This is a genomic window from Flavobacterium soyae (genome assembly GCF_045348165.1).
GTDB lineage: Bacteria > Bacteroidota > Bacteroidia > Flavobacteriales > Flavobacteriaceae > Flavobacterium > Flavobacterium soyae.
Window position 1 is genome coordinate 2727737 of the sequence record NZ_CP150845.1, and the last position, 15368, is coordinate 2743104.

10 protein-coding genes are annotated in these 15368 nt (G+C 33.1%); 4 read left to right on the plus strand and 6 right to left on the minus strand.

Translation table 11 applies throughout. From position 1 onward, the window contains the following. The first annotated feature begins 11 nt into the window (after nt 1-11). From AABD74_RS11650 to AABD74_RS11660, 3 genes are all read left to right on the plus strand, one after another. A complete protein-coding gene (locus tag AABD74_RS11650) occupies nt 12-941 on the plus strand; it encodes a type IX secretion system membrane protein PorP/SprF (RefSeq protein ID WP_232681306.1) in 930 nt (309 codons plus the stop codon). A gap of 10 nt (nt 942-951) precedes the next feature. Beyond that, nucleotides 952-3081: an OmpA family protein gene (locus AABD74_RS11655; RefSeq protein ID WP_406842969.1), complete on the plus strand. Its 2130-nt coding sequence runs from the start codon at nt 952-954 to the stop codon at nt 3079-3081. A 94-nt stretch (nt 3082-3175) separates the two neighbouring features. After that, nucleotides 3176-3655: a hypothetical protein gene (locus AABD74_RS11660; RefSeq protein WP_406842970.1), complete on the plus strand. Its 480-nt coding sequence runs from the start codon at nt 3176-3178 to the stop codon at nt 3653-3655. Between the two features lie 104 nt (nt 3656-3759). Here the strand turns inward: AABD74_RS11660 and AABD74_RS11665 are convergent, their stop codons facing one another. Beyond that, complete coding sequence (locus tag AABD74_RS11665) at nt 3760-4140, minus strand: DUF1573 domain-containing protein (RefSeq protein ID WP_232681310.1); 381 nt, start codon at nt 4138-4140, stop codon at nt 3760-3762. Between the two features lie 254 nt (nt 4141-4394). Here AABD74_RS11665 and AABD74_RS11670 point away from each other — a divergent pair, with 254 nt between their 5' ends. Then, nucleotides 4395-7028, plus strand: coding sequence for a valine--tRNA ligase (locus tag AABD74_RS11670; RefSeq protein WP_406842971.1), 2634 nt, complete (start codon nt 4395-4397; stop codon nt 7026-7028). Between the two features lie 109 nt (nt 7029-7137). On the opposite strand, the gene AABD74_RS11675 is transcribed toward AABD74_RS11670, so the two are convergent. From AABD74_RS11675 to AABD74_RS11695, 5 genes are all read right to left on the minus strand, one after another. Continuing rightward, entirely contained in the window at nt 7138-7761 is a 624-nt protein-coding gene (locus tag AABD74_RS11675; RefSeq protein ID WP_232681312.1) for a GyrI-like domain-containing protein, read from the minus strand. A 68-nt stretch (nt 7762-7829) separates the two neighbouring features. After that, nucleotides 7830-9143, minus strand: coding sequence for an APC family permease (locus AABD74_RS11680; protein WP_406842972.1), 1314 nt, complete (start codon nt 9141-9143; stop codon nt 7830-7832). Nucleotides 9144-9320: 177 nt separating this feature from the next. Next, the gene (locus tag AABD74_RS11685; RefSeq protein WP_406842973.1) at nt 9321-11555 is read right to left on the minus strand and encodes a TonB-dependent siderophore receptor; all 2235 of its coding nucleotides are present in this window, start codon (nt 11553-11555) and stop codon (nt 9321-9323) included. Between the two features lie 255 nt (nt 11556-11810). After that, entirely contained in the window at nt 11811-12536 is a 726-nt protein-coding gene (locus AABD74_RS11690) for a hypothetical protein (protein ID WP_406842974.1), read from the minus strand. Nucleotides 12537-12823: 287 nt separating this feature from the next. Further along, nucleotides 12824-15280 carry a TonB-dependent siderophore receptor gene (locus AABD74_RS11695; RefSeq protein ID WP_406842975.1) on the minus strand — a complete coding sequence of 819 codons (2457 nt, stop codon included), beginning with the start codon at nt 15278-15280 and terminating at the stop codon, nt 12824-12826. Nucleotides 15281-15368 lie beyond the last annotated feature (88 nt).

The following is a 15368-nucleotide window of genomic DNA, read 5'->3' on the forward strand; positions in this document are numbered from 1 at the left end:
ATAAATTTCAAATGAAAAAAATAATACTCTATATAAGTTTCTTCTTCTATATGACATCAGTTTCTGCGCAGCAGGATCCTGAATATACGCATTATATGTATAATATGAGCGTGGTGAATCCGGCGTATGCGACAGGAGTTCCTGCTATGATGAATTTTGGAGGATTGTACAGAACACAATGGGTTGGTGCTGTTGGAGCTCCAAAAACTTTTACTTTTTTTGGACACACGGCGATTTCGGATAAGGTCGAAGCCGGACTTTCATTTATATCAGATGATATTGGAGATGGTGCTAAAAAAGAAAACAATATTTATGCTGATTTTGCATACGTTTTAAATTTAGGAGGAAAGAATAAACTTTCACTAGGATTAAAAGCAGGCTTATCATCAATGCAGACTAATTTTAATGGGTTTAAGTTTAATGATCCGGCAACTGACATGGCTTTCGCCGAAAACATAAATGCAACAAAACCTAACATTGGAGTAGGAGCTTATTATTTTAGAGATAATTTATATGTAGGTCTTTCGGTACCTAACTTATTGAAAACAAAATATATTGAAGAAAAGTCTGGAGTAAATGCTTTTGGAGCCGAAAATATTCATACTTTCCTAACTGCTGGATATGTTTTCCAGGTAAATGATATGTGGAAACTAAAACCCGCATTTATGACAAAATTTGTAAAAGGAGCACCTATTTCAATAGATCTAACAGCCAATGTTTTGTACAATGAAAAATTTGAATTTGGTGCGGCTTATAGAATAGACGATTCTGTAAGTGCTTTGTTTAATTTTAATGTAACACCTACTTTAAGAGTTGGTTATGCCTACGATTATACACTTACAAATTTAGGTCAGTTTAATTCGGGGACGCATGAAATTATGCTGCTTTTTGATTTAGATTTATTAGGTAAAGGATTTGATAAATCACCAAGATTCTTCTAAAATGAAAAATATGAAAAAACTACTCGTTATTATATTCGTATTTTCAATACAGTTTATAAATGCCCAAGATCAGGAATTGATTAGAGCAAAGAAATTTTTTGATAGAACTTATTACAGCGAAGCTATTATTTTATACGAAAAATTAGCCGAAGAAAAGCCATCACAAGAAGTTATAAAAAACCTTGCAGATTCTTATTATTATACAAATGATTTAATAAAAGCGCAGCGTTATTATCGTCTGTTATTTCAAAATTATAAAGACAATTTAGACAGAGAATATTATTTTAGATATGCTCAGACATTAAAAGCAACAAATGCATACAATGATGCAAATAATGTTTTAAAAGAATATTATGCAAAATCATCAAATCCTGAAGATGCTGCCAATTTTGAAGAAGATATTAAAACCCTGGAAAATGTTTCGGCAATTGGAGAACGATTTGAAATTAAAAACCTGCCAATAAATACACCAAATTCAGAGTTTGGAGCCGTAAAACACAAAGACAATTTGGTTTTTGCTAGTGTTAAATTGAAGCCGGGAATGTTCGATAAAAAATTTAAATGGGATGGCGAAACCTATTTAAATTTGGTTACAGTTCCGCTAAAAAATATTAATTCTGCAGATTCTATTACATATTATTTTGCTAAGGAATTAAAAACCGGAATGCACGAGTCAAATGCCATTTTTACAAAAGATGGTAAAACAATTTACTTTACCAGAAATAATTCTAAAAACGGAAAGAAAAAGAAAGACGACAAGGAAATTTCAAATCTTCAGATTTTTAAAGCTGAATTAGTTAATGGAAAATGGACAAATATTACGTCACTGCCTTTTAACAGCCCAAATTATTCAGTAGAACACCCTGCACTTAGTGCTGATGAAAAAATATTGTATTTTGCTTCAGATATGCCGGGATCTCTTGGTTCTTTTGATATTTATTCGGTAAACATAAATAAAGGTGCATTTGATACTCCCAAGAATTTAGGCCCGGAAATTAATACAAATAGAAGAGAACAATTTCCTTTTGCTTCTGCAGATAATAAACTTTATTTTTCTTCTGACGGGCATTTAGGTTATGGATCTTTGGATGTTTTTGTTTCTGAAATAAACGGAACTGAATATTCAAAACCAATAAATATTGGACTTCCATTAAACTCAAACTTAGACGATTTTGCATTCAATATCGATTCTGAAACCAAAGAAGGATATTTTGCATCAAATAGAGAAGGAGGAAAGGGCAGCGACGATATTTATCAATTTAAAGAAACTAAAGACTTAATTGTTGAAGACTGCCATCAGTTGATTGCAGGAGTTATTACAGATATTGACACTAAATTGGTTTTAGAAAATGCCACAGTAATACTGCAGGATTCAAATAATAAAACACTGAATACAGCAACAACTTCTGCAGACGGAAAGTTTAGTTTTAGAGCTCTTTGTGAAGCTTCGTATAAAGTCTCGGCTTTTAAAGAAAAATATACAAATGAATCTAAAACGGTAACTTTAGATAATATTAGAAATAAAGAAAATGACGCTTCTTTAGCATTAAAATCTTTGGAAAAAATCAAACTTGAAGAAAAAGAAAACGCCGAAAAGAAAAGACAGCAGGAAATTATTATAGAAGAAGAAAATAAAAAGAAAGAAGCACTTGCCGTAATCGAATTAAAACAAAAAGAAAAGAAAGCGAAGGAAGCTGAAATTGCTGCCGCAGAAATCAAAAAGAACGAAAAAGTAAAACAAATTTTAGAGCAGGAAAAAGATGTTGTAAGAGATAAAGACAGATTAATTATCAAAACTGATCCAATTTATTTTGATTACAATATGTGGTACATTCGTAAAGAATCAAAAGTTGTTTTAGGTAGAGTTGTGGCACTGATGAATAAATACCCGGGAATGGTAATCGAAATAGGTTCGCATACAGATTCTCGAGGCAATGCAAAATTCAATGAAAGTTTATCTCAAAAAAGAGCCAATTCGACCAGAGAATTTATTATACAATCCGGAATTGATGCAAAAAGAGTTTCGGCAAAAGGTTATGGGGAATCTGTACCAATTGTAAAATGTAAAACTGACGATGCATGCTCTGAAGAAGAACATGAATTAAACAGAAGATCTGAATTTGTAATTAAGAATTTATAAATTCTATGAAAACAAATAATTTAATTAAGAAGCCTTTATTTTGGCTTCTTTTTTTTTAATTTTATAAAATAACCTTGAAACAAAATATTAAAATATGAAAAATCTAGTTTTACCTTGTATGCTTGTTATCTGCATTGGATTTCAAAGCTGTAAAAATGAAGAAAAACAAAAACAGGCAGAAGCAGCAAAAGCTGATGCTGAAACAGTTATAAAAACAGAATGCTATCAGGCCGTATATGAAAAAGATACTATTCAATTAAAGCTTAACACTTTAAAAAATGGAAAATTAAGTGGAAATATGATTATGAAAGTTGCGCCTTCAACAGTAAGAACTGGCGAAATTGCAGGCGAATTTCATGAAGATACGTTATTTGCAGATTATACTTTTAAGGATTTAGCAAGTAAAGACAAAACGTTTAAAAATCCTATGGCATTTTTAAAGAAAGACAAGCAGCTTATTTTAGGAAACGGAACAATGCAGACCACGATGGGAGTTACTTATTTAGTAAAAGATAAACCTATCGATTTTGATCGTGTAAAATATAAATTTGAAAGCGCTGAATGTGCTGAATAGTAAATAAGAAAAAAGATTTAAGAAGCAAGATTGGCTTCTCTAAAAAAACTAAAGCCGTTTCTTAATTTTGAAACGGCTTTAGTTTTTTTAAGATTTTATTTTTGTTATAAAACTTCACCTTTAATTTTTAAGGCGACCCTGCCGTCAGGGTAGTTTACAGCATTGGTTTCAACAGTAATTGTTTTACGAATTGGCCCGCTTGTCATATTGTATTTAACATCAATTTTTCCTTTTTTACCAGGCATTACAGCTGCTGCAGGTTTTGTAACAACTATAGAACTAACTGTCGATTCTGCACCAATAATTAAAAGCGGAGCGTCACCGGTGTTAGTAAACTCAAAGGAGCGAACTCCATTATCAGTCTTAGAAATTTTTCCATAATCAATTGTATTGTCCGGGGCTGCAAATTCAATTTTTGGGCCATTTTGTGCATAACCTATTGCGCTAAACAATACGATTGCAATAAAAGAGGCAACATTTTTCATCTTGAAATTATTTTTAAGTTGTAAGTAAATATACATTCTTTTAATTAACACACAAATTATTAATTCGCTTTTTATAGTGTACTTAATTATTTACTTTTGCTGTCAATTACAATTACAAAAATTGAACCAATTTTTCTGTTTAATTGTTTAATCGTTAATTCGTTTAATCGATTGACGATTTAAAAAAGTAAAAATCAATTAAACAGTTAAACAAAAAAACGATTAAACAGTTAAACGATTAAACAACCTAATAAATGACAATTCCAGCACAATTTGACGCTAAGACGATTGAGAACAAATGGTATGATTACTGGATGAAAAACAACTATTTTCATTCAGAACCAGATCATAGAACGCCGTATACTATTGTAATTCCGCCTCCAAACGTCACTGGTGTCTTGCATATGGGACATATGTTAAATAATACTATTCAGGATGTTTTAATTCGTAGAGCACGTCTTAAAGGTTTCAATGCCTGCTGGGTTCCGGGAACGGATCACGCATCAATTGCTACTGAAGCAAAAGTAGTTGCGAAATTAAAAGCAGAAGGAATTAATAAAAACGATTTAACCCGGGAAGAATTCTTAAAACATGCTTGGGAATGGACAGATAAATATGGCGGAACAATCCTTGAACAGCTTAAAAAATTAGGTGCTTCATGCGATTGGGAGCGTACAAAATTTACGATGGATCCGGATATGTCTGCATCTGTAATTCGTTCTTTTGTTGATTTATACAACAAAGGCTTGATTTATAGAGGATACCGAATGGTAAACTGGGATCCGGAGGCAAAAACGACTTTATCTGATGAAGAAGTTATTTACGAAGAACAACAAGGAAAATTATTTTTCCTGAAATATAAAATCGAAGGAACTGAGGAATTTTTAACCATTGCCACAACTCGTCCGGAAACTATTTTTGGAGATACTGCCATTTGTATCAATCCAAACGATGAGCGTTTTACACATTTAAAAGGTAAAAAAGCAATCGTTCCTATTTGCGGCAGAGTAATTCCAATTATCGAAGATGAGTATGTAGATGTAGAATTCGGAACAGGATGTTTAAAAGTGACTCCTGCGCACGATATGAACGATAAAACTCTTGGAGAAAAACACAATCTTGAAATCGTTGATATTTTTAATGAAGACGCTACATTAAATAGTTTCGGATTACATTATCAGGGGAAAGATCGTTTTGTAGTTCGTATTGAAATTGCAAAAGAACTGGAAGAAATTGGAGCTTTGGCAAAAACCGAAACCCACTTAAATAAAGTAGGAACATCTGAAAGAACCAAAGCGGTGATCGAACCAAGATTATCAGATCAATGGTTTTTAAAAATGGAAGAATTGGTAAAACCTGCGATTAAATCTGTTTTAGAAACAGGGGATATTAAATTGCATCCAAAACGTTTTGAAAACACTTATGCGCATTGGTTAAACAATATTCGCGATTGGAATATTTCTCGCCAGTTATGGTGGGGACAACAAATTCCTGCTTATTATTACGGAGACGGAAAAGAAGATTTCGTAGTGGCAGAAAATATAGAAGACGCGTTAAAATTAGCACAAGCCAAAACCAATAACCAGCAACTAACAACCGACAACTTAAAACAAGATGTCGATGCGTTAGATACATGGTTTTCTTCCTGGTTATGGCCAATGTCTGTTTTTGGCGGAATAATGGATCCCGAAAGTGCAGATTACAAATATTATTATCCAACAAATGACTTGGTTACAGGTCCGGATATTTTGTTTTTCTGGGTTGCCAGAATGATTATTGCTGGTTACGAATATGCAGGTGAAAAACCATTTACAAACGTATATTTAACAGGTTTAGTACGTGATAAACAGCGTCGTAAAATGTCTAAATCATTAGGAAATTCTCCTGATCCTTTAGATTTGATCGATAAATTTGGTGCCGATGGTGTTCGTGTAGGATTGCTTTTAAGTGCTTCTGCAGGAAATGATATTATGTTTGATGAAGAATTATGTAATCAGGGGAAAGCGTTCTCTAATAAAATTTGGAATGCTTTCAAATTAATTAAAGGATGGGAAGTTTCAGAAACAATTCCACAGCCAGAATCATCAAAAGTGGCGATCGAATGGTATGAAGCAAAATTGCAGCAGACTTTAGTTGATATTGAAGATAATTTTGAGAAATACAGAATTTCAGATTCTCTTATGGCAATCTACAAATTGGTTTGGGATGATTTCTGTTCTTGGTTCTTAGAAATGATCAAACCAGCATATCAGCAGCCAATTGATAAGGCAACGTTTGATAAAGCAATCGAAATGTTAGAAAGTAATTTAAAATTACTTCATCCGTTTATGCCTTTCTTAACAGAAGAAATCTGGCAGTTAATTGCCGAAAGAACGCCAGAAGGAGCTTTAATTGTTTCAACCTGGCCAGAATTAAAACCGTTCAATGCTGATTTAATTTCTGATTTTGATAATATTACAGAAGTAATTTCTGGAATTAGAACTATCAGAAAAGACAAAAATATTCCGTTTAAAGATGCTATCGAATTAAAAGCAATCAACAGCGAGAATCTAACGACGCATTTTGATTCAATCGTAACAAAATTAGGAAACGTTTCTGCTTTTGAATATGTTTCTGCTAAAGTTGACGGTGCATTATCTTTCCGCGTAAAATCAAATGAATATTTCATTCCAATTACCGGAAATATTGATGTGGAAGCAGAAATTGCAAAACTGACAGAAGAATTGAATTATACAAAAGGATTCCTTAAATCTGTAGAAGCAAAACTTTCAAACGAGAAATTCGTAAATGGAGCTCCGGAAAAAGTTTTAAATATAGAGAAACAAAAACAAGCCGATGCTTTAGCAAAAATTGCTACAATCGAGCAGAGTTTAGCTGGTTTGAAATAAGAATCAGATTATTCTTTAATATAAAAGCTGTCCATTTCGGACAGCTTTTTTGTTTTCGTCAGAATGGACAATAGCATGTTGTTTTGTTCTTTAAAATCTGTCAAATTTATTATTTTACAGGTTCCCTAAGTATAGTTTTTAATTTCTCGGGAGATGTTTTACGAAAGTCTGATAAATAAATCTCGTGATGTAATCCGTTTTTTTGTAAATTGTTTTTGGTAGTAAATTCTTGAATTTTTTTCAGTGTTTGCGGTTCATTTTCAAAAGGCCCAACATGAAGGATCTGCACCACTTTGCCTTCTGTCATTTCATAAAATTCGATTGCTTTAGCTAATTCTATTAGTTTTTTATTAGCCACTGTATCAATAGCGGCTTTGGTTTGTTCTCTAGTTACAAAATCCGGCATTCTGATCATAATTCTGTAATTCCATTCACTGCGAGGTATCTTTACAGGCGCTTCATCCATAGAAATATCTTTGTATTTTTTGTCGTCAAAACTCCATAAGGCTTCTAGTTTTGGAACAACAAAATCATTATTTACTGCCTTTAGCACAAATTTAATAACGTAAGCTGTGGCATATAACGCTTGAATTTTTTCTGAAAACTCTTTTCCTGAAGGATCTCCTTTACCAATAATCGATATATAATTTGTTTTTTCTATATGAAGTATTTCAGGCTTAATTTTAGCAGTATAATATACTTTGTCAGTTTTTGCTAAATCTAATTTGTCCATTTTTTTATGTTTTATATTGCAAATTAAATCACATTAAGTGACAACAGTATGTCAGCAGAAATTCTTCATTATAGTTTCTTCTTCAAAACTAAAAACAAAGGATAAGAAATCACTGTAATTCCCATAATGATAATAAAGCTTTTTGGATCACTGTAAATAAATCCAATCAGTAAGGTAATAGAAGAGATAATAGCAATAATAGTTGTCCACGGATACCAAAAAGAACGATACGGTCGAGGTAAGTTTGGTTCTGAAGTTCTTAATTTTAAAAGTGATAAATAAGCCAGTCCCCAAACAATAATTGAGATAAATGCGGCGAAGGAGAACAGTACTTCAAACGAACCAATACAAATCAAAAATAAGCTAACAAATGATGAAACTAAAAGTGCGACAATTGGAGTTCCGCCTTTGTTCACTGTTGTTCCTTTTTCTATAAAAAAACCGTCACGACTTAATCCGTAAAGAATTCTTGGCGGGATCATCATAAAAGCATTTAAAATACTGATTAAAGAAAATATTGAAATTACAGTAACGATAATAGCACCGTTTTCTCCGAATAGAATTTTAGCAACATCGGCGGCGGCAAGATTTGATTTGGCTAAAATTTCAATTGGTAAAACATGAAAGAAAGCCGCATTTACCAAAACATAAATAGCAGCAACAAGAAAAACGCCGCTGTATAATGATTTCGGAATGTTTTTACTTGGATTATCATTTTCTTCGGCAAAAAAGCAAACACTGTTCCAGCCATTATAAGTCCCGATGATTAACTGCAATGATTTGAAAAATCCAAATAATAAACCAATCTGAAAGAGGGTGTTATCAGTTTTTATGAGCGGAACTTTAACACCGGTATACATAAAACAAGCCACAACCAGGGACATAAAACAAATTACTTTAAGGAAACTCGTAATCTGCTGAATTATACTTCCGTTTTTTACACCGCTTAAATGAATCAATACAAAAGCAGCTAACAAAGAAATTGCCATTACTGTCGAGTAATCAGCAAGAGCCGGAAACAAAATAACAATATATTCGCTGATTACAATGCAATAAAATGCGGGCGGAATAACATTAGTAATATAATCAAACCACCCGGAAAGAAATCCGGCATATTCGCCAAAAGCCCTTTTAATATAATTATAAGATCCCCCGGCCTTAGGTAACATCGTTGCAAGTTCAGCATACGAATTGGCACCCAATAAAACGTACAAACCACCAAAAAGCCAGGAGGCAAGGATGAACCAGTAATTGTTGAGCATTTCTGCAATAGTTCCCGGGGTTCTTAAAATGCCAACGCCAATGGTTCCTCCAATTAATACGGCAATATTAAAACTAAGCCCTAAACTTTTCTTTAATTGGTTTTTTGTAGAATCAGACATATTTGAATTTTAAGTTTTGTAATGGTTTATGCGGACAAAAGTAATTATAAATTGAGACACATTTTTAACAAAATAAAAAACCTCACCTTTTGCAAGATGAGGTTTAAATTTTCCAAAAAAACATTGTAATCTCTAATAATCAGAAAACTTTGAATGGGAAAAATCTAATTCAAAATTTTAGAATTTATAACGTAAACTTGTCATTACCTGTCTTGGCGCAATTGGGTTTACACTGTAATTTTCGTGAACTGTATAATTTAATTCATTTGTAATGTTTGATAATTTGCAAAGAATAGAGAATTTTTTCCAGGTATATCCTGCTGAAACATCGATTGTAGTATAACCTTTTAATGGTATTTCTCTGTGATAAATACCATCAGGATATTTGGTAGTATCAGTGTTGTATTGATCATTCCATCCGCCTAAACGGTCTCCTACATAATTCCCTATTGCACCTACAGAAACTCCTTTAAAAAATCCTTCCTGAAGAGTATAAAAGAAACTTAAATTAGCAGTATTTTGAGGTGTTCTTACCAAACGATCCCCCTCGATAAAACTTCCATTTAATCCAGATGTTTTTGTGTAACGCATATCATTGTAGCTATAACCTGCAATAATGTTTAAACCTTCAACAGGTCTTGCAGTGACATCGATTTCTACACCTTTACTTTTAGTCTCGCCGCTTAATACTTTAAGGTTTGTATCTGCATTTGCTGTTCCGTCAGCTTTAAATTGCGCCATTTGTGCAAAATTGCTGTTTGTAATTTGATAAACTGTAACATTTGTACTTAATAATCCTTTTAAGAAATCAGTTTTAATTCCGGCTTCATATTGGTCAATGATAGAAGGTTTTATAGGCTGTAAATCTACAGTTGTTCCTGTATTTGGCGTAAAAGAGTTAGAATAACTTCCAAATACTGAAATATCTTTTGTTGGCTGATACACTAATCCCACTTTAGGAGAAAATGCATTGTCTAAACGTTTTGGTGTTACAACCGCAACCGCATTTTCCGGCGATGTAGTTTGAACTTTTGTGGTGTTATTGTATACTTCTTTATAAGTAGTAACTTCAGCTTCCTGCCAAGACCAGCGAATACCAGCCAGTAATTTGATTTTTTCTGTAAAAGAAATTAAATCCTGAGCATAGACCCCAAAACGATTTGTTTCTGTTTTTGCAATTTGAGTAGTTCTTGCGTCTGGAATATCGTTTCGTTGTGTTGAAGGATCAAAGTTATAAAGATTGATTGTATCGTAGTTGGCTGGAGAAAAAGCAAATGTATAAGCAGTTGCAAACGAATTTTCCCAGTCTGCTCCGGTAAATATTTGGTGTTTAACGCTTCCTGTATTAAATGTTCCCTGTAAGCTTAGCTGATCACCAAGTATTTGCTCTAAATTTTTATTTTGAACCAATGGTCTGGCCCAGTTTCCGTTAGCATCTACCGTTGCTAATTGAGCAGTAGATTTAGAACTTCTGTCGTAATTTTGAAAAGAAGAATTAAAATTTAATTTCCAATTGTCATTAAAATTATGGTTTACTAAAGCAGAAGCGCTTGCAGATTTTGTATTTCCATTAGACCAAAGTGCTCCATAAAAATTATTGCGTGGTACATCTACAAGTTCTTTTCCAATAATTCCTGTTCCAAAATCCGGAGTCCAGTCAGCACTTAAATAATCTCCCTGTACTGTAATCTGCGTTTTAGCACTAATATCAAAAAGTAATGATGGATTAACATACAAACGTTCGTTTTTTACAACATCTCTAAAACTTTCTGAGTTTTCATATGAACCATTAATTCTAAAAGCAATCGATTTACTTAGAGGACCATAAAAATCGATCGATGGTTTGTAGTAAGCATAACTTCCCATTTGCATAGAAATTTCGCCGCCACTTTTAAATTGAGGTGTTTTTGTCACAAGATTTACGATTCCGCCCGGGGCTACGTTTCCAAATAATAAAGCCGAGCCCCCTTTAAGAAATTCTACTTTATCTAAACCAGAAACGTCTGGAATTGAACCTGCATTATAACGAAATCCGTTTTTAAACATATTGTTGGCAGACATGTCATAACCTCTTGAGAAAAAAGATTCCTGAGCACCGCCGCGCGCAGAACTTACATAAACACCATTAGCATTTTTTAAAACTTCACTTAATCTGATGGCTTGCTGCTGCTCGATAATCTCGGCTCCAATAACTTGTATAGCTTGCGGATTATCCATTGGTTTTAAACCAGAACGAACTGCTGTTACAGGTTTTGGTTCTTTGTTTTTGGTAACAATTACTTCGTTTAATATTTCTCCTTTTTTGTTTTTTACAGTATCGCTTGCTGTATTATTTTCTGTACTGGTATAATCCTGGCTATAAGAAGAAGCAAAGCATATTAAAGCTAAGAGTGTTATTAAATTTTGTCTCATGGTATTTATTTAGATTCAATAAAAATTATCGATTGCAAATATAAAGAGACGGACACCTTAACAAAAAATTATGAAGTGATTATCTTTATTAAAGTTTTATTAGTTTTGTCTTAAGATTGTCTTAAGATATTGCTTTTGTAGTTTTTATTGTTTAAAGAATTGTGTGTGAAAATATGTAATATAAAAACAAAAAACCTTGCTCATAGGAACAAGGTTTGATTGAAGAATAAAATTTTAAAAAAACAGTTTTGAAAATTATTTAACAGCAATTAAGTATGTGGCCATTTTCCAGATTTCATCATATTTTTTACCGTTGTGTTCTCCGGCAGCTTTTTCTGTATAAGCAAATTCTACCATGTAATTTCCTGACCAGATTGGCGTAAAAGAAATTTCACCTTTATCATTTGACCATAATTCTTTTTCCCAGCCGTTTGGGGCGATAACTTTAATTTTTTGTTCTTTTGCAATAGTTCCATTATATAAAGCTGAAACATTTATTACTGTATTTTTTTTCGCAATATCAGCATTTTCAGAAAAAACACTAATTATATTATTGTTTACTGCAGCCACATTTCCTGCTGCTTTGTTTCCAACAACTACAGTTGCACTAGAATTATAATCTAATTTCATTGTGCCATAAACATCTTTTACTGTATGATGCATTACAATAGTATAAACTCCGTCTTCATCTGGAGTAAAAAACGCCTGGTATTTATTGTCTAAAGCTTTTGCAGTAAGTTTTGTTTCTTTTTTTGATGGAGAAATTACTACCAAAGAGAAATCTTTTAAATCAGAAAACCATTTATCTGCTTTTGTAATATCGTTTTCTGAAAATTCTCCAAAATAAACAGAAATTTCTTGTGCTTTCCCTTTTGTTCCGGTTGATTTAGTTTCGATCCAAAGTGCATGGGCAAAAAGCTGAGGTGTTGCAAAAAGCATTAAAAATGCAAATGTTATTAATTTAAAAGTTTTTGATTTCATGATAATAAGATTTAAAATTAATATTGAAAAAATCCTGATAAACGCTCAGGATTTTTAATTTATGGGTTATTATTTTGTGTCACAAATGTACTGTTTAATATTTGTTGAGCAATGTTTATTTAGATTAATTATCGATAGTGGAGTTTAAAAAAGAGACTTTTTTTATTAGTCCCTTTTTTTGATATTTAACTAGAATGAAGAGCTGTCACCCTGAGCGAAGTCAAAGGGTTTTACACTGTGTGGGCTTCGACTTCGCTCAGCCTGACAATGACAAACTCTAAACATTTTTAGAATTTATAAGAAAAACTCAATAAAGCATTTCTTGGTTTTTGCGGATTAACTGTAGACCATCCGCCATTAAAATAATCTTTATTTGCCATATTGTTTATGTTTAAAGCTGCACGAAATTTAGCCGAACTATAAAAAATTGAACCATTGATTACGGTGTATTCCGGCAAAACAAATTTTCCTGTTACCTGGCTGTCCAAAATAATATTGTCGCTGGCATAATTTCCTCCAAAACCAATTCCGAAATTTTCTAAGAAACCTTCGTCAAATTTATAAGCTGCCCAAAGATTTACAAGGTTTTTAGGTCCTGCCCAAAATGGTCTTTTTCCGGTTTCAAGCCATGAATTTGCAGCATCTCCTTTTACTATTTTGCTGTCATTATAGCTGTAGCCTGCTATAATACTTAAGCCTTTTACTGGTGCAGCATTCAGGTCAAATTCAAATCCTTTGCTTCTTGCGGTACCTCCTTGAGTTGTATTTACTACGCTTCCCAGTGCTGCAGTAACTAAATTTTCTACTTCGATATCATAATAACTTACTGTTGCATTTAGTTTATCTGCTAAAAGGTTTGCTTTTACTCCAAACTCTAATTGATTTGCATGTTCTGGTTTGAATGTTTTTGTTCCAGTTGGTTCTTCTGTAACTTCATCATATGTAACGGCTGGAGAAATGTTTCTAAAACCATTCATATAATTTGCAAACACGGCAAGTTTATCTTGTATTGGCTGATAAAGCAAACCAAATTTTGGTGATAAAGCAGTTTGGTCATAATCATCTTTATCTGTTGTTACATCAGCTTCAGTATCAAAATAATCGACACGTAAACTCGCCATTGCAAGTAAACTTGGTGTTATATTAATAACATCAGATGCATAAGCGCTGTATGTGGCTTCTTTACTCGTGTAATTTGTTACTCCCGATGCTGCCAAAACGTTATCTACAGAACTGCGGGTAGGATATCTCGGACTAGCTTCGATACCGGTTTCAGGATCAATATAACTTACAGCTCCCTGTGCTGTTACATTGTATAACCATGCATATCCGCTGCCGCCAAACATTACTTCTTTTGCATAATAATCAAGTCCGGCAACTAAACGGTTACGCATGTTTCCGATTTTGAAATCGCCGACAAAATTCTGCTGGATATCTGTTGTTGTGGTTTGTGACTGCTCTTTAGTAAGGCTTAGACCAAATTCTTTCGTACCATTTTGATTATCATAAATATAAGAGTAATAACCATCAGATTTTGAAGAACCTCTCGAAAAAGTGGTTTGCGATGTCCATTGATCAGAAATTTTGTAATTCATCTGAGCTTGTAAATTGAACCTTGGGTTTTTCATAGTTAAATCATTACTATAAAAAGAAAGGTGAGTATTATAGTTCAGTTCATCAAGATTTGCATACTGCAGCTGAGATTCTCTTCCTAAAAACAACATAGGCGGAGTTGTTTTTTCTTCCTGCATAAACTCAGTATTAATAAGAAAAGATAATTTGTCATTTACTTTGTAAGAAAGGGAAGGAGCGAAAAAAAGTGCTGTGCGGAACCCAGCATCCTGAAAACTGTTTTCTGTTTGATAAGAAGCATTTACCCTAAATAAAATATCATTATTATCATCTAATGGCGTATTAACATCAGCGGTAACTCTGTTAAGGCCAAAACTTCCTGCCGTATATGAAAATTCTCCGCCAAAACCTTCGTATGGTTTTTTGGTCACGGTATTAATAAGACCTCCATAACTAACCAAACTGCTGCCAAATAAAGTTCCAGACGGGCCTTTGATAACCTCAATTCTTTCAACGTTTGCAGGATCAAGGCTTCCATTAGTCAAGCCCGGTAATCCGTTTACGATATTAGCCTGAACTTCAAATCCGCGCAGAGTATAATACGAACCGCCATCGCCGCCGCGGCCTGTAGATTCCCATAATTTTTGAATTCCCGGTACATTTTTTAATGCATCGTCATAAGTTGTAATAGCCTGTTCTTTCATTAATTCAGAAGAAACGACATTGTAAACCTGTGGATTTTCGATGTTTTTAAGAGGCATTTTTGATACATAAGTACTTTGTTTAGGGAATGCTTTTCCTCTCGAATTGGTAATGATAACTTCTTTTAATTGTTTGTTAGAAACTTTCAATTGTAAGCTTAATGCTGTTGTTTCATTGCTTGCAACGGTCACTTCTTGTTCAAGGGTTTCGTAGCCCGTTAAGGAAACCTGAACGGTATATGTATTTGGTTTTACTTTATTGAATTCAAAAGAACCATCTTCATTAGAAACAGTTCCGTATTTTGAGTTTTTAAGAATGATGTTTACGCCAAGTGCCGGCTCGCCGTCAGAGGTTGTAATCGTTCCTTTAATTTTTCCGTTATTTTGCTGGGCATTTACAGCACCAATAAAAATAAAGAACAAGCAGATTGTGTAGAGAAACTGCTTTGTAATTTGGTTAGAATAATTCATGATTTTATTTTTAATTAGTTATCATTATTATTTAGAATAAATAAAAACAAGATAAATTTAGAAATTATAATTTCTTTAACAACATATA